Raw genomic sequence first — 26,014 nt, forward strand, 5'->3', positions numbered from 1 at the left:
GTAGGACAAATGTCCTACCACTACTCAATCACCACCGCCGCGGCACTTGATACATACTTGTGTTTATAAAAAAACGGTAAAAACGCATGCATTAGCCTCCAGCCGATGAGTAGTGGTAAGGAAAAATTTCTCTCCATCAACTTTGTGGCTTCCTTATCAAAAAGGAGCCCTGTATCTCCCCCATAACACAACCACGAAAATGAACGTCCAGATTCTTGCAAATATTCATAAAATGCCTGTGCTTCGTGAGCATACTCAAAAAATTCATCAAACACGATCACCGTACCTGGCACAATTCGTTCTTTGCAAAGCTCAAAAATTGTTTTTGTCGCTTCATATGTGTCGCAATCGATATGGAGAAAAGAAAATGTATCGTGGTGTTGCTGTAAAAAAGGAGGTAGTGACTGCTGGAAAAAGCCTTTGATAAGACGTACATTATCGTGGACTTGTGGCAAAGTATTGTGGCGATCGAATGTTTTTTTATCTACCTTAACCGCAAAGCTTGTGGGACACCAATCACGCTCAAATCCCTCAAAGCTATCAAATCCCCACACTGTATGCTCGGTATAATGTGCCGCAATCATATTGATACTTCGCCCCGAAAATACTCCAAACTCCGCAATCATACCATCGCGAATTGAAGTGTCCTCCACAACTTGATGCAAAACAGACGCAACCGGCGACTGCAAAAATAGAGGCTCCACTTTTTGCTTTAAAAATTGTGCAAACCCGCGGTCTCCCCGAAAGCGAATTTTTTTTCTACGAATAGGTGAGTATATACGAATAATAACTTTGTCATTTGCCATAAATTTCCAAACCTGCAATGATAAATTGTAGTAAACTTGGTAAATATTAATGATATTATCATTGGTGTAGAATAACAACAAGTATATTATCGCGAAGGTATTTTGTGGTTTGGCTGGAGGATTGTAGTTTTTGGTACGTGGGGTTTAGGGGGCTTTAAAGAGAGGGATAATCACAGTAAGATTATGCTTATAATCCATATGGATTATAGCATTTCTTACATTGAGACTATAAAAATTTAGTAAAGAGGTATTACACTGGTAGAACTTCTGAATCTAGATTTATATATAAAAACTCAATGCACAAAATAGCAAAATAACGGCAAGATAAAATAGATAAAGCAACTGTATCAAAACTTACTTCACAGTTAGAAGTATACAAACAATAAGTTAAAACAAATAAACAAACAAATAATTTGATCAAACATGATTTGATAGCTTTCATTCTTATCTCCTTGTAAGTGGTTGATGTCGTTAATTAATTATTATGTTTATATATTACCGGAAAAACTCTGCCCAATCACCCAAAACGCCAAAGCCTTAAAATAAAAGGTTTTCAGAAATCTCAAAATCTCAAACGCTTATTTTACAGAACACAAGAACGTGTCAACCAACAAAAAGCTTTCAAAAACAAACATCACAGAGTAATCATTATGAAAAAAACAACTTATCACAGTTCTTTATTAGCAAGTTGTGCCTAGATTCGCTACAATAAAAGTGTGTTCGTATTTTAGATTGGTGCCCTCACCATCGCCTTGTAGATTTCAGCTTCGCTGAAAGCAACAAGTCTCATGCCTCTCCCACAGGGAGAGGCGTAACACGTCTTCATTTACTTTTATTGTTTTATTCTATGCGCATTAAGATAAAAGTATTTGACCTCTGCCTGTGGGATGTATATTACGATGAGTGCTACACACAAACAATTTGGAAAATACAGTGTTGTCGCTAAAATTGGTCAAGGTGGTATGGGACAAGTTTTCAAAGCCTGGGACCCACACTTGCAACGATTCGTTGCATTAAAGATCTTGCTCAGTAATAATGACGGTAACAACACTCATATTGAAAGATTCCTAAAAGAGGCACAAGCCAGTGCGCGATTATTGCATCCTAATATTGTACGTGTATATGATTTGGGACAAGAAAATAACGTGTATTTTTTTACGATGGACTACATCGAAGGACACAGCCTACTCAAAGCAATAAAGACAAAAAAGTACAGTTTGCGTAAAAAAGTCCTTCTACTCGAAACCATCGCTCGTGCAGTACACTTTGCCCACAACAATGGAGTTATTCACCGCGATTTAAAACCGTCGAATATTATGCTTAATGGTGAAGGAACACCGTATGTCATGGACTTTGGTCTGGCAAAAATTACCAATGTCAAAAGTAAAAGGCTAACGCAGTCAGGGTCTATTATTGGTACGCCGTACTATATGTCGCCAGAACAAGCACACGGAGATACCAAAGCGATTAACTGTAGTAGCGATGTGTACTCACTCGGCATTATTCTTTATGAAATGCTCACCGACCGCGTACCTTTTTTTGGGAAATCTGCCATTGAGGTTCTCCTAAAAGTCATTGAAAAAGATCCGGTAGTTCCGTCAAAAATTAATTCGCGTGTACCAAAATCTTTAGAGGCTATTTGCCTCAAAGCAATGGCCAAAAAAAAAGAAAATCGCTACCTGTCTGCGCAGGATCTTGCCGATGATTTGCAAAGATTTTCACGTGGTGAAAGAGTACTTGCCCTAAATCGTAGTTATTTTCGTCCAGTAATCTTATCACTTGTTGCAGTTGTTTTTCTCGCTACGACAATTTACCTTTGTTATCCCAGAGATACAACGACACAACTCCCCCCAACAAAAAAAGGGCCCTATGCAAAAATGGTCGATGTGATACGCGACTATAAAAAAGTGACGTTCAACGAGTGGTACGCCGCAATTACAACACTAAAGAAAGTTTTGCAATTTATCAATGTACAGCAGCAACTCGATGCCAATTTCTCGGCTAAGAATTACCAAAAAGACATTGTTTTTTTGTGTTCCTTTATTGGAAAACACGCGGCACAAGCGACAGCAAACCCTTTGCGTTTACAGGAAGTTATCAACGAATTACTTCCGCTGTGGAAAGGCAAAGCGCTTTCCCTTGATTTGTGCATTTCGCTCCATAAAAAACTCGATGAGGTGTGGAGTAAAAAACCATTTAGCTATGATGCGAAAGTTAGTATTGCCAAATTTAGCATTAGTTGTGAAAAAGAAATCGTTTTACGCCAAGTAGAAAACTACATTCCGCAGGTACCGCTCACCACCAAAAAGTATAAACAAATATACAACTACTTATTCAAAAACGTACATCTCAAAAAACATACTCCCAACGCCTATCATTTTGTAAAAAAAGTATCTACAACGTTACCGATACAATATCTTGCCCAAAACGTATTAGCACACAAACAAACACAAGCAAAAAAGTTATGGATAAATACCAGTAACTTAAGCTATGAGTGGTTTACAAAACAGCCCAAAAATACCCGATGGCGCGGAACATGGATATTTTTTGTAAAATTCTTACACCCAGAATATCCCCTACACAACATTCGTGATATCGAAAATCTTTTTCAAGAAAAGCCACATGTCGATGACTACCTGTTCGCGGCATCGCTTGTCGCATACGTTCAACAGCATTTTTCAAAAAGAGATAATCACATCGTACAAGCAGCGGCGTTTGCTCCTCTTACAATGAGGTCTACAAATTTGGCAATCAATTTACAAGGGAAAATAAAGAACTACTTCTCTTATAGCAAAAGATTTCTTGGGCAAGAATATCCCCAAAAAGGACATCCATGGCGCATGTCAGATGCTGCGTGGATTCCCAACGAACAAATGTGGAAGCAGTGGACAGTGATCGCCGCAAATCCACATCAGTGGATTAACACCCCACAATTGGTAAAATCATATCAACGTTGGTTACAATTCAACATATTTTGGTACGATCGTGCCAATTTAGTCTTTTACCGAACGATCGAAGGCAAAATGCTCGCCCAGCAACAAGCCAACTTTGAAGAAGTACGCACAAGAATACAAAAATACTACAAAGCAAACAAGAGAGTAGAAAAATACTTGCAAAAACAATATGGAAAATAGCGGAGCCCGATATGACAAAATCATTACACGTAACCAAAGTTCCGAAAAACAACAGCCATCAAAGCCAAAACTTACTCAATGCTGCTCAAAGTTTGCTACAACTTGCGCCGCGCAGTTTTCAAAAAGTTTACTCCATAGAGCAAGATTGTGAAAACTATTACATGGTGTTAGAGACCATCGACGATGACTCTATTCACACGTGGCTAGAGAAAAAGGGAATGTTTTCGCAAGCTTGGACCATAGCGATTATCTATCAGGTACTACAAGGTCTATCCATCAGTCACAAAATAGGAGCTCTCAATCACGCCATCCATCCCAAAAAAATATTTTTGCAAAACAGTGGTCAAGTCAAAATGAGTGCTTTTGGCCTAAACTTAGTCACAGGTAAAAGTGGCTTTGAGCTAGATAGCTTTTCTCATAAAAACAAGGGAACCTATACAATCTCCGAAGAAGAAAGCTATTATTTTTGGTCTCCCGAACTTTACGCGGGAGAAAAGCTCGATCCAAGAGCAGATATTTATTCTACAGGAGTCCTCTTTTACTATTTGTTAACGAAGCATTATCCATTGGGAAAAGGCGAAGGACTTGCTTATCTCAATCGACTCCTCGACACACAAGCAACCGATATCAAACAACATTCGCCGCACATTGACGACGAACTACAAAAAATTGTTATGAAAATGCTAAACGCAGACAAAGAGCAACGTTATCAAAATGCTGAAGATGTTCTTGCCGACTTGGATTGTATACTTAGCCCCCAAAGTAAAAAGCTCATTTATAGTACAACCGTTTCCAATAAAAACGTCTTAAAGCCCAAAAAACTAGTCGCAGAAATAACAACAAGTCCAAGTGCGCCCATAAAAGTATTGGCCGTTGCACGTCAGAGTACGAAAAACTTATTACAAACCCAAAAATATTTAATAAAATTGATCAAACAAAACGCAACAAGTGACCATGTAGATGAATTGCTATTTCTCCATGGTAAACTGACGGTGAACAATACAAACGAGACTTCGAAATTGAGACGCGGCGTCCAAAAAATAAAAACTCTGCTCATGAATTCTAGTGTCCCGACAACAAATCGCAAAATCGAAGATTTTATTGAAAAAAGTATTCTACAAGATCCACATTTTTTTGAAAATCCATCTGGCGGTGACGATCATGACATTTTTGCGAACTGTGACTTTGCGCTAGACTCTTTTAAGATTAGGAAGATAGAGAAGACGCAAAGTAAGTTACGAAAAAGACAAGAAGCATTAGAATACGTGGCGCAACAAGAAAAGTCTTTCGTAGAAGAACTGAAAAAAAATAAAGCGAAAGAAGAACGAAGCCCAACACCGGCTACCCACACAAACGAAAACCAAGATCAACAACAAGAAGTACAAATGAGCGATGATTCAAATAGCAATTTGCAAACACCACAAAGCCCATCCAACGATGATCCACCAAAACAAGGCGAAGAGTTACAACAACACCAAAAATCACAACCTACACATGAAGAACGGCCATCGCAAACACAACAGAGTATCGATGATCTTCCCGAAGAAAACCGTCCCCGTAAAAAACTTGGTCGTATACTCATCGACTTACACCTCATCACCGAGCAACAATTGCGAATTGCGCTTTTACAGCAAGAGGATGGGAAGTATGACAAAAAGCTTGGAGAAGCACTAATTACACTGGGGTTTCTCTCAGAAACAGAACTATACAAAGCTCTTGCGCAGCAGTTCTCCTTGCCTTTTATCGATATTTCACAAGAAGACATTCCCATGGAGGTAATTGAGTGTGTTCCACGAAACGTCGTAGTAGAAAGAAATATTTGTCCCGTAACAAAAACCGCACGCTCTCTCGTCGTAGCCATCACAGACCCTCTAGACCTGTTCACAATCGAAGATTTAAGATTTTTACTTGGTTGCGAAGTCGATACTGTACTCACAAACCCACAAGCGATGAAATTAGCTATTGAGAAATACTATACAATAGACACGTCACAACTCCAAGATATGTATGAAATCGTCACGTCTGCCGATTTGGACGAGGTAGAGCAAGAGGTGTACGCAGAGGAAGAGGTGATAGAGTTCGAAGAGGCGATAGAATTCGAAGAGGCGATAGAATTCGAAGAGGCCGAAGCGGCTGACTACAGCATAGAGCCACAAGAAACCGTCTATGACGACGAAGCGGCACAACGAGAGATTACATCAACAGATGTAACCTTGGGGTTCCTTTCGGAAGAAGAAGAAAAAGAAGTTCCCAAAACAGCGCAACCACAACCTGAAATAAAACGCAAAAAAGTCACCCTAGAAAAAACCGCGGAAGAAAAACCTGTAGAGAAAATATCGAAAGTCGAAAGCGGTAAGAAAAAATTCAAAGACGCCAAAGAAAAAGTAGTTGTTACCCGCAAACCTGAGCCGCCACAAATTGCGCAAGTGGACAAAAATTGGGAAAAATGGCTAAATGACGATGCTGGCATTCCCGGTCCGGTAGAAAGGCTCGTCGCACATAGCCGTTTACTGCTCCAAACAATGCAAGCCACACTCGGACTATATTTTGTTCTTTTTGCCAATGCCATAGATATGTTTATTGACACCGTAAGCAGCTATGTACAAGGAATTTTTCGCGCTTGGAAAATGGCGCACACTATAAAAAGAGCGATGAGAAGACGTGACCCAAATATATTACATTCCGAACTTTGGCAAGATTACACAAAAGCGCGTTGTTTGCTGTATCGACTAACTTATAATTCCAATGCCACCACAAAACAAATTGCCCTCTTACAAGAAGATTACAAACGAGACATTGTCCTAAAGCTTGTTCTAGAAACACGTCATCATTTAGATCAAATGCGCCGCGATTTAGATTTTATCACCGAAAAAGAAATATCAAACACCACGAAAAGTACCATAAAGGACGCTATGCTGAGTTTTATCCCCAATCCAATTTCGATTTTCGCCCCCATAAAAGATTTCTTTATCTTGGCATTTGCCATGAACTATTCACGAAATGAAATCAACAAACTTTACGTGTTGCTGCTACACAACTACGACCAGTTAATGCTAAAACTCCAAGACAAACACGATATTACTGCACATCACAACTACCTACTGCTTTATCAGGAGCAAAGTTTTTATCAACGACAAACCGACACCCCACAAAATATCGACGAGGTTATCAACGCTTCACGCACAACGCTACGTAAAATGATATGGGCGCTATGCAAAGCCGAAGTATTTTTTAACCCACAAAAGTGGAGTTTACAAGACCTTACCGCTGAGATCAAACGTCGCAATGAAGATTGTGATCCTCTATTACTTTTGGAATGGGAAATACGCCTAACCAAATGCGTTGCACAAATTGTAAAAAAACACAACATAGTATTTGATGACGACAAACGACTACAGGCATCCGAGAAAACAAGCCTACATCGCTCTTTTCATTTACAAAAAAAATTAACTAGAATGTTTATGTAAATTGATGCAAGATGTTAACAATATAAACTGCCCCAATATTTCAGAACATACAAGATGGAGTAATTTTATGAAAAAAACTTTTTTTATCCTACTAGCAATGATGTTGAGCTTTAGTTTAAACGCAGAAGAACTCACTTTCTCACAACAAGATAAATTAAAAAAAGCCAATCAACTACTCACTCGCGCGCAAAAAAATACATCAAATTCATTCATTTTAAAGAGAATAAAAAAACACTTAGACCAACTAGTCAAAGAAGCTCCTGATCACCCACAAGTAAAAGAATTGCAGAAACAATATCTACAAGTCGAAAAGGTACACACCGCAGAAGCACTGTTAAAAAAAATGCGTGGACCTCTCGATGCCACAAAGCGTATTCTAAAAGCAAAAAAAATTCCCGCTTGGCAGCATAAAAGACTCAAGAAAAATTTAGCCATATTGGAAGAGTGCTCCACAAAACTACAAGAGCTAAAACTAGACAAATACAAAAAACAAACGGCAGACGCCAAAGCGACGGTCGATCAACTAAAAGAAAGGCTGGGGTTAAACCCCAAAAAAGAGGAAAAAGAAGAGGACAAAAAGGCTGAGTCTGACACTAAAGAGGAAGATAAGAAGGCTGAGTCTGACGCTAAAGAGGAAGATAAAAAAGCGGAGTCTGACGCTAAAGAGGAAGATAAAAAAGCGGAGTCTGACGCTAAAGAGGAAGATAAAAAAGATGAGGCAGACGCTAAGGAAGAGGACAAAAAAGCTGAGGCGGACGCTAAAGAGGAAGACAAGAAGGCTGAGTCTGACGTAAAAGAGGAAGACAAAAAAGCTGAGGCGGATGCTAAGGAAGAAGGTAGCAATTAAGCGAATTGTTTCTTTCTCCGGATTGGTGCCCTCACCATCGAATTAGCAGTTACAGCTGCGCTGCAAGCTGCTATTCTCACACCTCTCCCACAGGGAGAGGTATAATGCTTCTCTTTTGTTAAAAACAAAATTCGCTTGAGTTGCGAAACAATAGTAGTGATGTAACAAACTGTTTCATTAGCTTTATACCTGTAATGGCATCAAAGAAAACGAATGGAAACAAATTCAGACGTGTTACGCCTCTCCCTGTGGGAGAGGCATGAGAATTGAGGTTTTTAGCGAAGCTAAAACCTTAAATTCGATGGTGAGGGCACCAATACGAAGAAAGAATCCCAATCGTAAATCCCCATAAATTCGATGGTGAGGGCACCAATACGAAGAAAGAATCCCTAACCCTAACCCTAACCCCAACCTCCAAACTATTTATACTTATTGTAAATCTCATCAAAATATTTTTTAAACTGCTGCACCACTTTGCGATTTCCGGTGACAATCCCTGTTTGATGATTACTCGTCTTTTCTTGGCTATACCAGTTATATGAACCAATCACCACTTGTTTTCCATCAGCCCAAACAATTTTACTATGTGTCGTTGTTTCCAAATCATCAAAAACCGTTTTTATACCATACTCGCGTAAATACTCTGCGGTTTCCTTATTAAACTTCGTTACATGCGAATTAAAGGCATCCCTGGGGGTTCTTTCGGCGACAATGCGTACACGAACACCGCGTTTACGTGCCTTAATTAATTTTTGTAGTAGCTTTTCAACAGGGTGTTGCTTTTTCCATGGTAGTCTTTTTATCATGTACATCATGATACATATTTCCCTACGCGCTCCATCAATCACTTTTCCGGCAAAATCAATATAATTGTCATCGGTAAAATAAATCGAACGTTTATCTCTACTGTAGCCCTTAAAGGAGTACTCTTTGTTGTCATTTTTCCACAACGCATCAAAATACTTTTGGTAAAACTTTCCGGCATCGCGCGATTCAATGAGTATGTTCGATTCATTGTTATATATCATCGAAGCGTAGGTAAGATTTGTAGAACCAACGAGTACGTGTAGGGAATCCACCACGATCAACTTGGCATGGGTAATATATTTTTCACCATCCAGTTTCGCATCGATGTTTCTTTCTTTTAGATACGCCAACGTTTCCTCATTTTGTTTGCCCAAAGATTTATAATCCCCTTCCAACAAAACACGTACCTTTATACGGCGCTTGTTAGCTCTTTCGAGAATAGAAATAATTTCTCGACCAAGACGCGTATTGGTTTTCATGGATAAACTAATAATGGAAATACTTTTCGATGCCTTTTTTAAGATTTTTTTTAGTGCCTTAGGGTACTCTTCGTTGCACACAGCCTCTAACTGTTGTGCATGTATACACGAAACGCAAACAAATAGTAATAGTAGGTATTTTTTCATTTTGATCTTCCTGAATTATATAGTCTATAAATATACTTTTATGATAACATGCTTTGCGACAACTTTTAAGTATAAAGCTCTAACTCAAAGGAGAAATCGGTGTTTAAAAATATATTATACTTGTGTTGCGTTCTTCCCCTACTATTTGCACAGGATTATAAAGACTTTGACATTTATCAAAACAAAATCACGTATCAACACATTCGCGATAATCTTGCGCTTCTTCAAAAAAGCCCGCAGTTGAAAGATCATTATTCTCTAACAAAAACTTCTCTTAAAATATATGCTTCACTTGAAGACAAAAACCAAGATAAATATGAATACCAAATACAACTTGCAACGCAAACAACAGCACAAATCAATCCAAAAAATTTACAAGACATGCGCATTGCCATTGATCCGGGGCACATCGGTGGCGAGACATGTTGTTTCTTAGAGAGTCGCTACATATGGATGGACCCCAAATCTGTGGGAGGCAGAGAAGACGTCACTTTTCACGAGGGACAACTGGCTCTTTTAACAGCACTGCATTTGCAAAAGCTCCTACAAGAAAAAGGAGCAAATGTCATGCTCACCAAAAAACATTTAGGTCAAAGTGTGTACCAAAAAGACTTCTTTACATGGCTACGCGAAGATTTTCGCAATGATGTAGAAGACTACGTTGCGAAAATAAATAATTTAGAAGAGCGAGCCAAGGAGCGCACTTGGTGGTTAACACGCAGTCATCTGTGGTCGATATTTCGCAAATTTTATAATCCACGGGACTTGAAAGCACGCGCACAAAAAATAAATGCTTTTCGTCCGCACATAACTATCATCATTCACTACAACGTCGGTGCAGGAAACAATGAGCGTGGACAAAATATTGGTAGCAAGGATAATTTCAACATGGCGTTTATTCCGGGAAGCTTTTTACAAGGTGAATTGGTCACCCCCGTCGCTCGTTATCATTTTCTGCGTTTACTTTTGAGTAACGATCTCCAAAGTTCGCTGCAACTTTCGCAAAAAGTCGTGCACAAATTCACCGAAAAACTTAACGTGCCTCCTCTTGAAGATCCCAATAAAGCCGACTATTTACATAAATATTGCTTACCAACCTCTGCTTCAGGAGTTTATGCGCGAAACTTGACTTTGACGCGTTTGGTACACGGTACGATTTGCTATGGGGAATCTCTGTATCAGGATAACTTCAAGGAGGCCTACTTACTGGCGCAAAAAGACGATGAAATCGCCGGCGTAAAAACATCTCATCGTGTTCGCCAAGTCGCAGAAGCGTACTTTGAAGCCATTGTCGCTTATTGCACCACGAGTAAATAACAAATACCAACCTATATCAAAATAACGTGCTTTACTTTGACAAAAAAATTGTGTTTACTAGATTGATTAAGGTGCTTTTCAGTATAGATATTCGCTAGCATTTGATGCCCCCACAGTCGGCGATTAGCCGGCGAAGGGCATCGCATACCAGGAAATATCTATAAATCGCTCTTCAAAAGGAGAAAAAATGAAAGAACAAATCATTGAAAAAATGGCAACTCTTATCACAAGTGCCTTTGGTTTAGTCGCCGCCTTAGCGTGGAATGATGCTATAAAGAAAATGTTTGAACAGTACTACCCCAATCGCGGGGAAGGACTATCTGCGCAAGTAGTTTATGCAACAATAGTCACGGTCATTGCGGTTTTTGCAGCAGTGTGGGTAGGACGCGCTGCGGGGAAAGAAAAAGAAAAAGGCAAAGAATAATCCCCAAACCCGAATCCGTTTGCGAGCCGTCCAAATGGAATACTATTGTGGAAACGGCTCGATATCGGAAGCGGTCTCAAAATCACTGAGAAAGGTAAGTGATATCTTCTTCACTCAAACTATTTAGCGGACAATACTTTAACTCCACTTGACCTTCCTGGTATAAACTATTGTCCTGAGTGTAGAGAAAAAATCTTCCAGAAAAACATATCGCCTCATCTTCGCTTCGCCGAAAGGGCCACATTTGCGATTTCATGCTAAAATCAATAATTCCTTTGTCTTCGTAGCGAGTCGACCAATGTCCTTGCATATGTAAAATACTATTTTTTACTTCCCCTTCCAGAATACCCATCCGCGGCTTTTTTTTCGATGGCGAATTAATTAAAAACATAAATTTTTCGCGTTGTGTCCCTTCATCGCGTATAGAATGTACACAGACATATAGTTTCAGAGGCCACCTTCCTCCATCTGGCAGGCTAAGACCTTTCCACAACCCGCGGTAATTTCCCTCGCGTAATACTTCCCAGTTTTTCATCAACCACGGATCAAAAGATTGATTGCGCGATACTTGGTAATTGGGATTTTTTTCAAACTGTAGCAAATAACCTCTGCGACGTTGTGGCTCGGGGAAAATGAGGTGATTAGGATGATCCGCCGTTTCTTCTCTGTATTTCAAAAGCTTATGACGTATGCGCAGAATGGTTCCGCGAATCGCCCCGTCTGAAGTAGCGAATTCTTTCTTTTCCAAGTACTCAACGATTTGTTTTGTGGTAACAACTTCGTTGGCAATGGCATTGTCAATCAAATATTCTAAAACAATGCGTTCAATACGTGCATTGCAAAAATAATGATCGATCACATAGTTGGCAATTTGTTTTTTTATTTTTGTTGAAAGTTTCATATTAATGTTATGAAGTAGTTAGTAACGCATTAGTAACGCATTTACTATGAAAATAGTGAATTTTCAATCACGTACAATGTTGTTAACATACCAAACAATTGAAATTATTGTATAAACAAATGTTCATAATGAAAATAACAAAATGCGAAAGAGTACAAAATTTTAATAAATTTTGTAGGGTACCCAAATCTTTCCAGAACTCATAATTACATTTATTAAGGTAATAAAATGAACTCAACAACAGCGCTATGTCAATTAGCCACAGAAAAAAAAGCCCGTATCGCACTTACGTTTGCTGGGCAAGCGAATGATTACATTCGCGAATTGCGTGATTTGTGGCAGCGCTACTCTATTGTGAAAACTTTAGTGCAAAAAGTAGATGTATCTTTGCGCGAAGAAACCCAAACGCCCCAAGCCATTCTATCGGGTTATTTTTCCCAAGGACTTTTTGTCGAAGAATGGCTACGCGACGAAACTACTGTTCCTGAAGCAGAGTATTTATTCTCGTCTCCCATATCGCAACCACTTGTTTTACTAACGCAAATGGCCAACTATTTAAGTATCTGCATGGAAGGTTACGATAGCGAAAATATTGAAGCGTGGGCAGAAGGAGCCACAGGACATAGTCAAGGTGTCATTCCTGCGGCGATCGCAGCGATGGGTTTATCTTTCGATGGCATCATAGAGCAAACTGTTTTTGCTACACGCTATTTGCTATGGCAAGGTATACGCATGGAAGACGCCCATGATTTTATTCCCACCCCTAACGCAGAAGTAGAAAAAGAGTTGGGAACTACTCCAAAATACATGGCCGCAATACAAGGTTTTACATCTACAGAACTACAAAACATTCTGGATGAGTTCAATAAAAACCATTCACCACAGGAGTTCATTTATTTATCTCTCGATAATGAGACTCTACGCAAAGTAGTATCTGCGGCCCCAGATTCATTGGAAAAGCTACGCCTTTATTTACAAAATGAACATGCGAAGAAAAATCCATTTCCTGCTAGAAATGCCCGTTTTACTTATCTCAACACCTCAGCACCTTTTCACTCTCCACTAATTGAAAAGTGTATTGATCGCGTTCTCCAAGACTTACAGCGCGTCGGTTGGGAAATTGATGGCAAGTCTTTAAAAATTCCGTTATATTCCTTCAGCGACGGAAAAGATTTACGTTCTCATCCTGATTTAATGCGCGAACTTGTTTCCTTACAGGCAGTACGGCAACTTTCGTGGAAAAAAGCACTAAAGTTTGTCAGTGAAGGCCGTTTCACTCACATTCTCGATTTTGGTCCTGGTGACGGCATTGCTAAACTAAGTCGTGCCTACATTACAGGTTTCGGAACAGAAGTACTCTGCGTTTCAAATCCCGCAGAGCGCACAACCATCATCAGCATGCAGCAACAAGATATCCCGTTTCGCAGTTCTTGGGAAAAATACGCACCGCAAATCGTAGAAAAAAATGGGGAAAAATTTTTACATAACGGTTTTAGCCACTTTTGTGGACGTTCCCCCATCATTCTTCCGGGAATGACTCCAACAACTGCCACAGCAGAAATTGTGGTTGCCACAGCAAATGCCGGTTATCTCGCTGAATTGGCGGGTGGCGGACAGGTAACCGAAGAAATGTTCCGCAAACGCATGGACGAAATTACCGAAACACTCGACCCTCATCAGGGAATTGTTTTAAACACCTTATATCTCGATCCTTACCTCTGGGGTTTACAAATATCCAAGCAACAACTGCTTTTCAAACTCAAAGACGAAGGCTATCCATTCATAGGCATTACCATCTCTGCAGGTCTACCACCAGTAGAAGAGGGTGTCGCTCTTCTCGATAAATTACATGAGCACGGTATGTTCTTAAACGCCTTTAAGGCAGGAACGGATGAGCAAATAAAGCACATTCTCGCCATCGCCGCCCAACGTCCGCAGTACACTATTTGCATGCATGTCGAAGGTGGACTTGCCGGAGGACACCACGGTTGGTATGATGTGCGCCATGTACTCTTAAAAAACTATCACCGCATTCGCGAGCATGACAATGTATTGGTTCTCGGTGGTGGTGGTATCCGCGAAGAAAAAGACGCCACAGAATTCATCATGGGAACCTGGAACAAAGAATTCGACTTACCCGTCATGCCTCTTGATGGTGTATTCTTAGGAACAGTGGTCATGGCATGCCGCGAATCAGAAGCGTCCGATGATTGTAAAAAAGCTCTTGTGGAGACAGAGGGAATTGATGATTGGTCAACCACAGTCGCCAATGGGCAAATCAAAGGAAGCATGACTTCGGGGAAAAGCCCTTTAGATGCCGATATCTACTACATAGAAAACGACGCCGCCAAGATAGGTCGTCTTCTAGATCGCGTCGCCGGAGACAAAGAGGCGGTTGCGAATAATCGCGAGAAAATTATTACAATGCTCGCAAAAACATCTCGTCCGTATCTCGGTGATTTAGAAACCATGTCCTACGGCGAATTACTGCGTAAAATGGTAGAACATATGGCCGTGGGTAATAACGGTCGCTATGAAGATGGTCGTTGGGTGGACATTACCTACCGTTCGCGTTTTGAAAAAATGCTACACCGCGTTTTACAAAGATTTAGCCTCGAAGTTGCCATAGATGACGACAAGCTACAACAACCAGAAAAACTACTGCAGGAAGTCAGCGACGCGTGTGCACAAGTAAATGAAATTCCACTGTCTCCCGAAGACCAGGCTTTTTTCATATACCAAGTATGCCAGATCCCGGGAAAACCAGTAAATTTCATTCCTGTTATCGACGAAAATATTCGCAAGTGGTATAAAAGCGATAGCTTACACACTTGTAATGATTCACGCTACCAAGCCAGCGAAGTCTTCCAAACACCCGGCCCACGTGCTGTAGGCGGCATTCGCACCATAGATGAGCCCATCGCTGCTCTTTTCCATCGCTATCATAAAGATCTCATGAATAACACCGCAGAGCAAACCACCTCTCTCGGAGAAGAAAAAGGCGAAGTCTATGTAACAGCGCAAGAGGTCAACAACTACAATTGGAATCACTATCGCGGTGACATAGCGCTGCTCTTGCAAGCAAAATCGATTGTGCGCGGCCGCGAAATTCGCCAAAATTTTGTTCATGACTTATTGGTTCTTGCCGAAAATGAACGCCTACAAATCAAACATACTGGCGGTGAAATTACCAGTGTTGCGATGCAGCGAGATCAAAAAGACATCTTGCAAATTACCCAACACGAAAACAAAGTCGAACTCAAAATACTACACAGTGTCCTAACCATTGATGGTGAAAAAAATAGCAGTTTCGCCACATACTTTCATTGTGACACCAATAAAATGGCCCCGCATAATGTCATGGAAATAGAAGAAAACCGCGTACAACGCATTGCCGACTTCTACGCTGGTTTACTACTAGATAACCCAGAACAAAAACCAGGAAAACAGCACAAGACAACATTTGAATTAACGGAGCAAAGTATTCGCCAATATATTGCCGCGATAGGTGGCAAGGACAATGATTTCTCCGTAGCCCCTCTGAGCATGTCATTTGTGATTGCTTGGCAGCCGCTTTTTAGCATTCTACTCGATCCAGATTGCATCGGTGATTTTTTCACTCTAGTGCACTTAGCCAATAACGTCGCCAAAGTCGACAACGCTGGATTACAAGCGGGTAAAACCTATAATGTCGCAGCAGAGCTATCTAGTATAAGCTATGGACGTGAAGGCAAAAAAATTGTTGCTGTGGCCCAGATTCTCCATGACAATAAGCCCGTTGTTGTTTTAGAAAGTCAGTTTCTCATCCGTGAAAAAGTGGGAAATCAGCTAGGAAAAGAACAAACATTCGATACGACATTCACTTATCCTAAGGCACAACAAGTTGCCTTAGAACGACCATACTACGCCTACGAAAAAAGTGTAAAAGCCCCACGTAGTGGCGACACTTACTCTATTGTCAGTCGCGATTTTAACCCACTACACCGTGACATTCTTATTGCACGCATCGCGGGATTTGATTCGCCGATTCTACATGGAATGTGGTCTAAAGGAATGGCGCTGCAAACTTTACGTGAACAAGAAAATTTACCTCACAAAAGCATTTCGCGTATCGAAGTACAATTCTCTGCTCCAGCAGTACATGCAAGTAAGGTATGGACTTATGGTCGCCACATCGCGATGAACCAAGGTCAAAAGGTATATGAAATCAATTGTGCGACAGAAGAAAATGGACAACGAACTGCAACGGTAACAGGTAAGGTGTTCACTTCTACCCCGCAAATAGCTCTAATTTTCCCAGGACAAGGAATTCAAGCCAAAGGCATGGGAATGGAGGGTTATGCTCGCTCTACTGCGGTACGCGACATTTGGGACCGCGCTGACGCGTATACACGAGATCAATTTGGATTTTCCATTTTACAAATCGTACAAAAAAATCCACAAAAATTGATTGTAAAAGGCGAAACACTGCGCCATGAAAAAGGTGTGCTATTTTTAACGCAATTCACGCAGGTAGCACTTGTTGTTCACGCAATGGCGAGTATCGTGGAATTGAAAGAAGCGGGAATCTACATAGAAGATCACTATTTTTGCGGTCACAGTATTGGGGAATATTCGGCAATGGCCGCTTGTTCATCCGCTTTGGCACTTGAAAAAGTAATCTCAGTTGTATATCAACGCGGTCTAACTATGCAAAACTTTGTGCCACGCGATGACCAAGGTCAATCACCATATCGCATGGGAGTCGTTTGTCCACACCGCGCAAAAATGACAGAACAACAGGCCATCACATTGGTAGATGAAATTCGCGAAGATACCAATACCACTTTAGAAATCGTCAACTACAACGTCCGCGGACGTCAATACGCCGTTGCCGGACACGTCGACGCCATTAGTGTGTTGCAGCAACGTTTGGCAAAACTCTCTTCTCCTAAAAAACCAGCATATATGGATATACCAGGACTGGATGTACCATTTCACTCCTCGGTACTACACCGCGGAGTAGATCACTTTCGCAAGGTACTCATTGACACATTCGACGAAAAAGACGACCTCAGCAAATTGCAACATCGCTACATACCAAACTTGGTCGCACGTCCCTTTGAGCTTTCTAAATCATTTTTTGATGATGTCTATCATTTGACAAAATCTCCAGTGATGGGCGAAATTCTCAACGATGTGGAGAAAGCTTTGCAAAACGAAGCGCAGTGCGCACGCAAAGTGGTTATTGAACTCCTTGCTTATCAATTTGCTTTTCCCGTGCGTTGGATAGAAACACAGGATCTACTTCTCGACAACTCTGACGTCACACAAATATGGGAAGTAGGTGTAAGTTATCAACCAACTCTCACCAATATGTTTGGGCAGACCCTCATCGGAAAGTCACATTTAGCAAAACCGATACTTAACGTTGAGAGAGATCGCGCAGTACTGTATTTTCTCGAAGGAGAAACAGAACTTCCTTCATCACGCAATGTAGTCGAAGACGAACCACAACCAGAGGCACCACAAGTGGCAACACAAGAAAGTCAACCAATTGTAAAGCTCCCTGTTGTTCCTGCTTCCGACACCGGAAGTGTCGCTCCGCCAAAAACATCTGCCGTCAAACATGCTTTGCGCACCATTTTAGCCTTGCAAACAAAAATATGGCCCGAAGAAATGGCCGATGACGAAAGCATTGATCAACTTCTCGGAGGAAACTCTTCGCGACGCAATCAAACAGTTGTCGACATTTGGACAGAATTCAATACAGCCCCCATCGACGGCGGACACGAAATTCCGCTTTCGCAATTAGAAGAAGCCATAGAAGGGGCAACAGCGGGTCGTTATACCTCTCCAGGAGCGTACTTAAAAGTAGCGCATACCGAAGCCATCAAGCGCAATTTTGATAAGCTCGGTAACGTTACCCTGCGCGATATCATCAAATTTCTACAGGAAAACTGGATTATCGATGATGCCACCACTTTCCAAGTTCTATCGACAATAGCAGTGATAGAGGGCATCGACGCCTCATCGCGCAGCAACGAAAAAAGCCCCATAGACAGCAATATATCGAACCGTAAAGACGCACACACTTTTATCGAAAGTGTGCTCATGCACTATAAAGATATCTATGGCTGGAGTTTTGCGCGTAAATCTGCAGAAAGTTCAGGAGCTCAGGTAGATTCTGCCGCCATCGACAAAATACTCGAACGCTATTTTGGTGTTCACGGGGTTTTCGCCGAAGTGGCACGTTGTACACAACAGTTACTCGGGCAAGATCCTTATGCGGGTATTATCGAACGCGAAATAGAATTCTTAGAAGAAGATCGTTTAGAACTGTATAAAAGTGAGCATGGACCGAAATACGAACGTTCTATTCGTCCGCGATTTTCACAACGCAAAATACGCAGTTTCACTTCTATATGGAACTGGACACGTAGTCAAGTAATGTCTTTGTACTGGGCGTTAAAAAACAACAACAGCAACGAAGAAAAATATCAGTTCGTCAAAGAATGCGTTTTGGCAAACCCTATACCTGAAGTGGAGTTACTGATTAGCGGTTTGAAGTCCAAAGCACAAAAAGACAATGACAAAGAAACCAGCGACATTTTTGAATGTCTACATGACTTGGTAAAAAATGCCGACCGCGAAGGCAAACGCGCTGTAAATTTACATCCTACGGCTCCACAAGTAAAGATAGACGCCTCAGGACTACATTTTTCTGAAGTTATGCGCGACAAGCAAAAAAACGCCGATGATTTTGTCAATAACTTGCAACTACAAATCACCACAAAAGACGCCAAAGCATGTTCGAACAAAGATGCAAGCAATACTTTTGCCGAGGTACTTGGACAACAAGCGAGTCAAGGTGTCAAATTCCAAGGCAAAGTCGCACTAGTTACCGGTGCAGGAGAGCGAGCAATCGCCACATCGGTAGTGAAGTACTTGTTGCGCGGCGGAGCAAAAGTGATTGTGACCACCACACGACCGACTCTAAAGCGTTTAAACTACTATCGTGAGCTTTACCAACAAAACGCTGGCTGGGGAGCTGAACTACACATAGTACCTTTTAACCAAGGCTGTGGATCGGACATCCGCGCCATCGTCGACTGGATTTACCAACCGCAAGAAGGACGTGCGGCATGGCAACTAGACTACTTTATTCCCTTTGGCGCTGTGCCAGAAGAAAATAACATTCTGACACTCGACGAAGGTTCTGTGGCCACGATGCGCGTTATGTTATTCGGCTTAGAGTACTTACTTGGCAAAATAGCTGAGCAAGCACTGGAAGGTCCTGATGTGCACAAAAAAATGCAGGTTATCTTACCTCTTTCACCTAACCATGGTCAATTTGGTAACGATGGTATGTATGCGGAGACCAAAGCAGGCTTAGAAGTACTTCTCAATAAGTGGAAGTCCGAGTACGATATTTGGGGTAAAACATGTAGTATTGTCGGTGCGCAAATTGGTTGGGTACGTGGCACAGGTCTCATGAGTGCCAATGATGTTGTTGCCGCCGGTTTAGAATCGCAAAGATCTGTACGCACGTACTCATGCGATGAAATGGCATTTTTACTAACGGGCTTGTTACACGAAGATATGTGTAAAGTCGCACAAAAGACACCACTCAAAGCCAACTTGATGGGCGGCATGGAAGACGTAGACGACTTAGGCGCAGTACTACGCAACATTCGTGTTGATTTGCAAAAACAACTTGCAGAGAAAAAGGTCAAAACCACAGCAAGTAACGAACAAAAAGTGCTTCCACTCGACGTCTCACAATTTCCAAAGATTCCAGAAGATGAACATCTAAAGAAATGGAACGAAACTCAGGTCAAACTAGAAGATACCGTCGTCATTGTGGGTTACGGGGAAGTGGGAACATTTGGTAATGCACAAATACGTTGGGACCAAGAAACAACAGGACAACTTTCGAATGCACGTGCACTCGAACTAGCGCGCATCATAGGTCTTGTAGAATTTTCCATCACTCCGAAATACGTCGGCTGGTTGGATAGCGAAACCGGGAATCCAATCAACGAAGATGAGGTAGGTAGCAAATATCGCGATCAACTTCTTTCGGCAATTGGAATTCGCGATATGGACCCAGAGCTAACGCACTTTGATCCGAAAAATGTAGATGTTTATACGGAAGTTTCTCTGGAAAACGAAGTAAAATTCCGCATAGATGACCGTGAGACCGCGATAAGTTACAAAGAGGCCAATCCAGAAAAAGTCGACTTTTTCTACGATGTGGAAATGGACTGTTACTGGGTTCTACTACGCAAAGCGATGAAGATTCGCGTACCCAAACGCATGACCTTTGATCGCAACGTCGCCGGGCAAATACCAAGCGGTTGGAGCGCAAATCGCATGGGTCTACCAAACGATATGTGCCAACAAATGGACTACAACACCCAATATAGTTTAGTAGGTACAGCAGATGCCTTCCTGAGTGCTGGAATTGAGCCAGAAGAATTGTACAAATATATCCATCCAAGTAAAGTAGGCAACACCATGGGAAGTGGACTTGGTGGTGGAGAATCTCTAGCACACCTTGCGAGAGATGTTACCTTAAACACTCCACGACAAGGAGACCGTATACAAGAAACTCTGGTAAACGTCATGGGAGCTTACAACGTACAAAGCTATGTGGGGAGCTATGGTACCGTCGCTTCGCCAGCGAATGCCTGTGCAACTGCTGCCGTCTCGGTGGAAATAGCCATGGAAAAAATTCTCGCAGGTAAGGCCGACTTTATCGTCGCCGGAAGTTATGACGATTTGACCGACACCGGCGTTCTTGGCTTCAAAGATATGAACGCAACGGCGAACAATGACGATATGCGCGAGCGCGGTTTTACTCCACAGGAGATGTCGCGTCCGAATGACGTAATGCGCAGTGGATTTGTCGAAGCCCAAGGTGGGGGAACTATGTTACTTTGCCGTGCATCTGTCGCCTTAGAAGCTGGTTTACCAGTATACGCCGTCGCTGCTATGAGCTACTCAGCAACCGATGGTATCAACCAATCAATTCCCGCGCCGGGCTTAGGACTTTTGAGCGTAGGATGCGAAGACGACAAAAATCCATCGGTGTTGCGCCAATCACTGCAACAATACGGGCTCACTGCCGACGACGTTGCACTGGTATCCAAACACGACACCTCGACAGAGGCCAATGACAAAAACGAAAGTGAGCTGTACCATTCACTCATGCAAAAACTGGGGCGAACCCCAGGGCTACCTATGATGGTGATTTCGCAAAAGTCACTCACCGGACACAGTAAAGGTGGCGCTGCGGCGTGGCAGATCAACGGTGTTCTTCAAGCAATGCAAAGTGGTATTGTTCCTGGAAATGCAAATCTCCTAGATGTTGACATTCGTATGAAAAAACACACGTTCTTACAATACAACAGTCATGCAACACATGTGGGTAGCGAAAACATCAAAGCGGCTCTCATCACAAGTCTGGGATTTGGACACGTAGGTGCCATGTTGTGCCTAATTCACCCCGATGTATTTTTCAAAATGCTCTCTAGTGAGCAAAAGGAAAAGTATGTGGCTCTACGCAGCGAAAGATGGAAACATCGTTATAAGCGCGAGAGAAACTTCTTGATCGGAAAAGAAAAATTACTCGCTATTCGCGATAAGAAACCTTTTGTCGCTAACGCCGACGGTGAAAATGTTCAAGAGAAAAAAATGCTCTTCTCTCCAGATCACAGGAGTAAGTAATGATCAAAGGTATTGGGACCGACCTAGCGGATATACAGTTTTTCGAGCAGTGTTTAAATGACAACAAGACCAGTGTCATCCAGGAAACATTTACTGCTCAAGAAATTACCACCAGTGAACGTGGTCCCGTACCGACCGCACATCGTTTGGCAGGCAGATTTGCAGTAAAGGAAGCTTTCTTCAAAGCGATTAGCCAAACGATGCTCCACCAAAATCGCAAAATAAATGTGATCGCCAAAGAAATAGAAGTGTGTGTAGATCACATCGGTCGTCCATATCTATCTTTACATGGACAAATGGATCTAATTGCTCGTGAAATGGGCATAAAAAACATCCATGTGAGCATTTCACATGAAAAAGGTTATGCTCTGGGATTTGTGATTTTGGAGGGGTGATTTTTGGGTGATATTCTTCTTCCGAATTGGTGCCCTCACCATCGAATTGAGGGAAAGATTAGTGATTTTTTCTCCGTATTGATGCCCTCACCATCGAAAAAGCAGTTACAGCTACGCTGTAAGCTGCTATTCTCATACCTCTCCCACAGGGAGAGGTGTAATGCTTCTCTTTTGTTAAAAACTAAATTCGCTTGAGTTGCGAGACAATAGTATGGTGTTACTATTTCTATACAGTTATCCTTATGCATGCGGCAGCACAAAATAACACAAATGGAAGCAAATTAAGACGTGTTAAGCCTCTCCCGTGGGAGAGGCATGAGAATTGAGGCTTTTAGCGAAGCTAAAACCTTAAATTCGATGGTGAGGGCATCAATACGAAGAAAGAAGCACCAATCATAAATTCCCCACACTTGCACCCATACCTAATACCCCGCCAAAACCCCTTGCAACAACACACGAAATTCCTTCATGGTTTGTACGCGATGATCGGGATCTTTGTTTAAACACAGCATCACTATCTTTTCAAAATTTTCGGGAAGAGACGGAATATACTCGCGCATTGAAATAGGCTCTTCATTGAGAATCTTCGTAAACATCTCTCGTAAGTTGCCGGTGAAAATTTTGTGATTTGTGACCATGTGATAAATAGTCGCGGCCGTAGAATAAATATCAGAGCGTTCGTCAGCGCCCTTGGCGTTTTCCAATTGTTCGGGAGCTAAGTAGTCAGGTGTACCTAACCCCTTGTTCGACATGGTAAGCCCACCTAGGCCTGTCTCTTCATACCTTTTCGCCAACCCTAAGTCTGCTAGTTTCACGTTAAAATCATTTTTTTTCTTCACCACCAATATATTCGACGGTTTGATATCGCGGTGTATGATTTTATTTTCGTGCAAGAATTCAATGGCCTCTACTAATTGTAGTATAAATCTTTTTGCCACCTTGAGACTTAAAGGACCATTGTTATTATTCATATATTGCTGTAAATCAATACCTGGTACGTATTCCATGGGAATGTAGAAAAAACCATGCCCCCTAGAATAACCAGCACGATAGTAGTTCACGATGTGTTTATGGCGTAAATCGGCACCGTATTCCGCTTCACGCAAGAAACGTTTGATTTGATTTTCATTCGGTTGCATATTTGGATGCGCAATTTTTAAAACTAAAGAGCGTTTTGTTTTTATGTGTCTTGCCAAATAAACCGCTCCCATCGCCCCACTACCAATACGGCGCAACACCTCAAAATCCTCGATGATGGAAATAGGTTTTTCCTCTTTTGGCTTACATTTTTGGCAATAATATTTGTTACCAAAAGAACTGGCCTCCCCTTTAGCAAAGGAGTCATCTTTGACTAAGCATTTACATATTTCACAATGGCGGGTAATCTTAAACGGTGGTATGTGCACGCGAAATGTCGTTCCTCCCACGCGTATGTAGTGATTGTTTTCGACATGTGCTTCGGTAATGCGTTGAAAAAGAATTTTTTGCGTCTTACTATCTGGTATTCCGTAAAAAGTGCCATTACTGCTACCTAAGTCCTGGATGTAACAATTATAGGGCGGCACAAACTCCAACAAGCAATGCAAACGTGAAATTTTCGGATCTTGAGGAAAAGAAAAATACGCCTTTGGTGAACGGCCAATGGATATTTGATTGTAATCTTCAAAACTAAAAGTCTGTCCCTTTAAAGCTCCCGCTACCACTTTCAAACAAATCTTCATTTTTGTATTTTTCCTCTAAGGAATGATCTCATTGAAAAATCCTTTGTGTATACTTATGGCAAAAAAGTGTTGTTTTTTGAATACATAGTTTCCAAACCACTACAAGTACAAAATATAACAAAAATATTCCTAAGAGTAAATTTTAAAAGGAGTTATCATTATATTTTTCATGTTTACGCACAATTGGCACACTACTTGCATTTCAAGTAGGAAATTTCCTTATATTCCACAATAACAATTCGGTTTTGTGCGATGCCAATACCAGACAATAGTCGTTAAGCAAACCACTATTGTCCAGTACTTTGCAAATCGGCACAAACAACATGTTGTTACACAACAACAAGCAATAGTTCATTTAATTCCTATTAGGAAAGGAAATAAAAATGCGACAAAAAATATTCATTATGACATGTGTTATTGCCATAATGGCAGTTGGTGTTATTGCTTTCCACACTCCAAGTATCCAAGCCGATGATTCCCAAGATGCTGCGATTGCCAAGTTGCACCAGCAGTCTCAAGCATTTGTACAAGTAGCGAAAAGAACCACCCCCGCAGTTGTGCATATTGCTGTAGTGCGTAAGGTCTCTGGTCGAAATGGAAGCATGGATTTTTTTCGCAATCATCCATTTTTCCGCGACAATCCACGCTCCAAAAAGGCTCCACGTCAAAGAAAAGAGCAAGGCGCTGGTTCAGGAGTCATCATTGATCCACGTGGATATATTTTGAGTAACCATCACGTTGTGAAAAATGCAGAAGAAGTGACCGTCACCCTCAATGACCGTCGTAAATTCAAGGCCAAAGTCATCGGATCTGACTCCAAAACAGATGTTGCGGTAATTAAAATAGAGGCTAAAAATCTTCCCGTCGCTCCTCTCGGAAATTCATCGTCTTTACAAGTAGGGCAATGGGTACTTGCCATTGGTAACCCTTTTGGCCTTAGCCAAACCGTTACTGCTGGTATCGTTAGTGCAAAAGGACGCTCAGGTGTTGGAATCACCGAATACGAAGACTTTATCCAAACAGATGCAGCGATTAACCCTGGAAACTCCGGTGGGCCGCTTATCAACCTACACGGAGAAGTTATTGGTATTAATACTGCCATTCTTAGCCGTAGTGGTGGATACCAAGGAATTGGTTTTGCCATCCCTGTGAACCAAGCACGCACAATCATGAAGCAAATCATTGCCAGTGGAAAGGTGCAGCGTTCGTGGTTAGGTGTACAAATTGAAGAAGTTACACCAGACATGGCACAGGCATTTGGACTAAATGAAGCCTTCGGTTGTTTGGTTCAACAAATTTTTCCCAACAGTCCCGCACGAAAAGCAGGAATACGCTCGGGTGATATTATCCTTTACTTCAACGGAAAAAAAATCACTCGCTCAGCACAATTGCGTAACACAGTAGCGACAACACCTGCAGGCTCAAAAGTTCCTGTGGAAATTTTCCGCAACCAAAAACGCAAAACCATCTATGTTGTATTGGGTGATATCAAAAAAGCCACATGGAACGGACAAGGCACTCAACCACAACCTCAAGAGCAACCGACTCAAGATTCTGCCATTATCGAAAGTCTGGGAATTGAAATTCAACAATTGACGCCAGACCTAGCAGAAGCTCTCGGAGTACAAACAGACAAAGGTGTGGTCATCACCGCTATCACCGATGGCAGCGCTGCGTCGCGATCTTCACTACGTACCAACGATGTAATTAGTGAAATCAATCGTATGAGAATTAGAACAATCAGTGATGCCAAGAAAGTATTGTCTCAGCAAAAACAACTATACTTGTTCCGCGTCATCACCGGCGTTTCACGTCGCTATGTTGTTGTAAAAGGCAACTAACCACAAATAAATACATG

At 41.6% G+C, this 26,014-nt stretch carries 12 protein-coding genes; 8 read left to right on the forward strand and 4 right to left on the reverse strand.

Annotated elements, in window-relative coordinates; all coding sequences use genetic code 11:
• Positions 1 to 20 precede the first annotated feature (20 nt).
• Positions 21 to 806: a class I SAM-dependent methyltransferase gene (locus tag UABAM_RS08960; RefSeq protein WP_151967661.1), complete on the reverse strand. Its 786-nt coding sequence runs from the start codon at positions 804 to 806 to the stop codon at positions 21 to 23.
• Between the two features lie 899 nt (positions 807 to 1,705).
• On the opposite strand from UABAM_RS08960, the gene UABAM_RS08965 reads away from it, so the two are divergent.
• The 3 genes from UABAM_RS08965 to UABAM_RS08975 all read left to right on the forward strand — a co-directional run bounded on the left by UABAM_RS08965 (position 1,706) and on the right by UABAM_RS08975 (position 8,254).
• Entirely contained in the window at positions 1,706 to 3,940 is a 2,235-nt protein-coding gene (locus UABAM_RS08965) for a serine/threonine protein kinase (protein ID WP_173013219.1), read from the forward strand.
• An 11-nt stretch (positions 3,941 to 3,951) separates the two neighbouring features.
• Positions 3,952 to 7,407 carry a protein kinase domain-containing protein gene (locus tag UABAM_RS08970; protein ID WP_151967663.1) on the forward strand — a complete coding sequence of 1,152 codons (3,456 nt, stop codon included), beginning with the start codon at positions 3,952 to 3,954 and terminating at the stop codon, positions 7,405 to 7,407.
• A 67-nt stretch (positions 7,408 to 7,474) separates the two neighbouring features.
• Positions 7,475 to 8,254, forward strand: coding sequence for a hypothetical protein (locus UABAM_RS08975; RefSeq protein ID WP_151967664.1), 780 nt, complete (start codon positions 7,475 to 7,477; stop codon positions 8,252 to 8,254).
• A gap of 419 nt (positions 8,255 to 8,673) precedes the next feature.
• On the opposite strand, the gene UABAM_RS08980 is transcribed toward UABAM_RS08975, so the two are convergent.
• Entirely contained in the window at positions 8,674 to 9,687 is a 1,014-nt protein-coding gene (locus UABAM_RS08980) for a phospholipase D-like domain-containing protein (RefSeq protein ID WP_151967665.1), read from the reverse strand.
• Between the two features lie 99 nt (positions 9,688 to 9,786).
• Here UABAM_RS08980 and UABAM_RS08985 point away from each other — a divergent pair, with 99 nt between their 5' ends.
• The gene (locus UABAM_RS08985) at positions 9,787 to 11,004 is read left to right on the forward strand and encodes an N-acetylmuramoyl-L-alanine amidase (RefSeq protein ID WP_151967666.1); all 1,218 of its coding nucleotides are present in this window, start codon (positions 9,787 to 9,789) and stop codon (positions 11,002 to 11,004) included.
• 187 nt (positions 11,005 to 11,191) lie between these two features.
• The gene (locus tag UABAM_RS08990) at positions 11,192 to 11,428 is read left to right on the forward strand and encodes a DUF5654 family protein (protein ID WP_151967667.1); all 237 of its coding nucleotides are present in this window, start codon (positions 11,192 to 11,194) and stop codon (positions 11,426 to 11,428) included.
• Positions 11,429 to 11,510: 82 nt separating this feature from the next.
• On the opposite strand, the gene UABAM_RS08995 is transcribed toward UABAM_RS08990, so the two are convergent.
• Positions 11,511 to 12,329, reverse strand: a complete 819-nt coding sequence (locus tag UABAM_RS08995) for a helix-turn-helix domain-containing protein (protein ID WP_151967668.1) — start codon at positions 12,327 to 12,329, stop codon at positions 11,511 to 11,513.
• Positions 12,330 to 12,557: 228 nt separating this feature from the next.
• Here UABAM_RS08995 and UABAM_RS09000 point away from each other — a divergent pair, with 228 nt between their 5' ends.
• Positions 12,558 to 22,040 carry a type I polyketide synthase gene (locus UABAM_RS09000; protein ID WP_151967669.1) on the forward strand — a complete coding sequence of 3,161 codons (9,483 nt, stop codon included), beginning with the start codon at positions 12,558 to 12,560 and terminating at the stop codon, positions 22,038 to 22,040.
• The gene (gene acpS / locus UABAM_RS09005; protein ID WP_151967670.1) at positions 22,040 to 22,435 is read left to right on the forward strand and encodes a holo-ACP synthase; all 396 of its coding nucleotides are present in this window, start codon (positions 22,040 to 22,042) and stop codon (positions 22,433 to 22,435) included. Before UABAM_RS09000 ends, acpS begins: the two co-directional genes overlap by 1 nt.
• A gap of 422 nt (positions 22,436 to 22,857) precedes the next feature.
• Here the strand turns inward: acpS and UABAM_RS09010 are convergent, their stop codons facing one another.
• Entirely contained in the window at positions 22,858 to 24,156 is a 1,299-nt protein-coding gene (locus UABAM_RS09010) for an FHA domain-containing serine/threonine-protein kinase (protein WP_151967671.1), read from the reverse strand.
• 383 nt (positions 24,157 to 24,539) lie between these two features.
• Between UABAM_RS09010 and UABAM_RS09015 the strand changes: the two genes are divergently transcribed.
• On the forward strand, positions 24,540 to 25,997 hold the full coding sequence (locus UABAM_RS09015) for a DegQ family serine endoprotease (protein WP_151967672.1): 1,458 nt from the start codon (positions 24,540 to 24,542) through the stop codon (positions 25,995 to 25,997).
• Positions 25,998 to 26,014: the final 17 nt, after the last annotated feature.

The sequence above is a fragment of the Candidatus Uabimicrobium amorphum genome, assembly GCF_009002475.1.
Taxonomy (GTDB): domain Bacteria; phylum Planctomycetota; class Uabimicrobiia; order Uabimicrobiales; family Uabimicrobiaceae; genus Uabimicrobium; species Uabimicrobium amorphum.

Coding starts and splice junctions, on each gene's coding strand:
- UABAM_RS08960 (WP_151967661.1), bottom strand. CDS start 806: ATGGCAAATGACAAAGTTATTATTCGTATATACTCACCTATTCGTAGA.
- UABAM_RS08965 (WP_173013219.1), top strand. CDS start 1,706: ATGAGTGCTACACACAAACAATTTGGAAAATACAGTGTTGTCGCTAAA.
- UABAM_RS08970 (WP_151967663.1), top strand. CDS start 3,952: ATGACAAAATCATTACACGTAACCAAAGTTCCGAAAAACAACAGCCAT.
- UABAM_RS08975 (WP_151967664.1), top strand. CDS start 7,475: ATGAAAAAAACTTTTTTTATCCTACTAGCAATGATGTTGAGCTTTAGT.
- UABAM_RS08980 (WP_151967665.1), bottom strand. CDS start 9,687: ATGAAAAAATACCTACTATTACTATTTGTTTGCGTTTCGTGTATACAT.
- UABAM_RS08990 (WP_151967667.1), top strand. CDS start 11,192: ATGAAAGAACAAATCATTGAAAAAATGGCAACTCTTATCACAAGTGCC.
- UABAM_RS08995 (WP_151967668.1), bottom strand. CDS start 12,329: ATGAAACTTTCAACAAAAATAAAAAAACAAATTGCCAACTATGTGATC.
- UABAM_RS09000 (WP_151967669.1), top strand. CDS start 12,558: ATGAACTCAACAACAGCGCTATGTCAATTAGCCACAGAAAAAAAAGCC.
- acpS (WP_151967670.1), top strand. CDS start 22,040: ATGATCAAAGGTATTGGGACCGACCTAGCGGATATACAGTTTTTCGAG.
- UABAM_RS09010 (WP_151967671.1), bottom strand. CDS start 24,156: ATGAAGATTTGTTTGAAAGTGGTAGCGGGAGCTTTAAAGGGACAGACT.
- UABAM_RS09015 (WP_151967672.1), top strand. CDS start 24,540: ATGCGACAAAAAATATTCATTATGACATGTGTTATTGCCATAATGGCA.